This window comes from Clostridium tarantellae (assembly GCF_009295725.1).
Taxonomy (GTDB): Bacteria; Bacillota; Clostridia; order Clostridiales; family Clostridiaceae; genus Sarcina; species Sarcina tarantellae.
The window spans coordinates 1-1,441 of sequence record NZ_WHJC01000494.1 but is presented as its reverse complement, the minus strand read 5'-3'; the positions used below and the strand labels follow the sequence as shown (position 1 = coordinate 1,441).

At 22.9% G+C, this 1,441-nt stretch carries 1 protein-coding gene; it reads left to right on the top strand.

Annotation, left to right across the window (positions count from 1 at the left end; genetic code table 11):
- Window positions 1-80: 80 nt before the first annotated feature.
- The coding region (locus GBZ86_RS15890) for a leucine-rich repeat domain-containing protein (RefSeq protein ID WP_152892272.1) at window positions 81-1,441 on the top strand (1,361 nt) is incomplete at its 3' end.

The window sequence follows — 1,441 nt, the reverse complement described above, 5'->3', positions numbered from 1 at the left end:
GATATATAATCAATATCACTAGAAATATATTTGTATTTTTAAAAAAGTCAATGGTAATATTTTTTAATTATTAAACACTAGTGAGTGATTTTAATATTAATGTTAATGGTGATATAAAAGTAGAGGAAGGAACTTCTATAAATTTAATGGAAGGGATATCAGCTAAAGATAAAATGGGAAATGATGTAAGTAATCATATTAAAGTTACTTGTGAAAATCTTAATGTAGATAATCCTATAGAAGGAAAATATAAAGCAATATATTCTATTAAAAATAATAGTAGTGAAATTAAAACAATAGAAAGAAATATAGTAGTTACTAAAAAAAATAACAATGCTGAAAATAAAAATAAATTAGAAGATGGAGTATATACATTAGGTTTTCAAGCATATAAACTTGATAGCCATAATAAAGAAACATCTATGCTTGGAGGTTTTTTTGATAAAAATGTAAAACTTGAAGTAAAAAATGGAAAAATGACAATAACAATGCTTAATACGGTACAAGCAACAATGTTATATGATTTTAGAATGATAAGTAATGGAATAGCTGCTGAAAGTAAATGTAATGGATATGGCGAAGAAAATAATAATGGATCATACGAAATGCAAACATTTCAATTTCCTGTTTCAGATATAACATCAGAGCATATAGCCGGTGTTCTAGTTAGTGCTATGGGTGGTAAAAAAACGGATATTGGAGATATGAGCAAATATAAACAAGTTAATATAGTATTTAATAAAGATATAAAAAAAGGATGGACAGGTTTTGAAAAAGGAATTAAAGACCATAAGAAATTAAAAGATAAATTTGAAGCTATTGCTTTAAATTTTGATAAAGATGGAGATGGAAAAGTATCAGATTCAGAATATAAAGATGCTAAAGGTGGATTAAATTTCAAATTACAAACTTTATCAGAAATGCGTGAGTATGCCAAAATAAAAGATATATCTAAATTAAAAAAATTTGGTAATGGCATTAAATCAATAGATTTAACATCTCATGCTATAAGTGAGTTACCAAAAGGAGTATTTGATAATTTAACTAATTTAGAAAGCTTAAATTTAAATTGCAATAAGCTTACTTCTTTACCAAAAGGAATTTTTGATAAATTAATTAATTTAAAAGAATTAAATTTAAATGAAAATAAAATAGAAGAATTACCAGAAGGCATATTTGATAAATTAATTAAATTAGAAACATTAACTATTAATAGAAACAGAATTAAAAAATTACCAGATAATATTTTTAATAATTTAAAATCTTTAGATTTCTTAACATTAGATGAAAATATGATAGAAAATATTCCAACAGGAATAGGTAATTTAAAAAATTTAACATGGTTAACTATGAATAAAAACAATATTACAAAAGTTCCAAAAGAAATGGGAGAATTAAAGAAATTATCTAGATTAAGTTTAAGTAATAATAATATTAAAAA